1 pseudogene is annotated in these 253 nt (G+C 60.5%); it reads right to left on the bottom strand.

Annotation, left to right across the window (positions count from 1 at the left end):
- Nucleotides 1–35 precede the first annotated feature (35 nt).
- A pseudogene (manB, locus tag SB754_RS21640) lies at nt 36–253 on the bottom strand (phosphomannomutase/phosphoglucomutase); the annotation flags it as partial.

Below are 253 nucleotides of genomic sequence, written 5' to 3'. Positions count from 1 at the left end.
CTCTGCGCCGTTCAGTTCAACATCAGCCATTGGTTTTAGTTCCTAACTAGTTCAAGTACGCGGTCACGGACCCGCACCATGGTGGGGAGGTCTTCGGCTTCGGCGTTCAGCCGGAGGAAGGGTTCGGTGTTCGACGCGCGGAGGTTGAACCACCACTGTCCGTCATCTGAGGTGAAAGTCAATCCGTCGAGCGCATCCACGGTAACGCCGTCGCGCTCGAATTCGCTGCGGACGCGGGCAACCGCGGCCGGAA

The organism is Leifsonia sp. SIMBA_070 (assembly GCF_046534635.1).
Taxonomy (GTDB): domain Bacteria; phylum Actinomycetota; class Actinomycetes; order Actinomycetales; family Microbacteriaceae; genus Leifsonia.
This window is presented reverse-complemented; position numbering and strand designations above follow the sequence as displayed.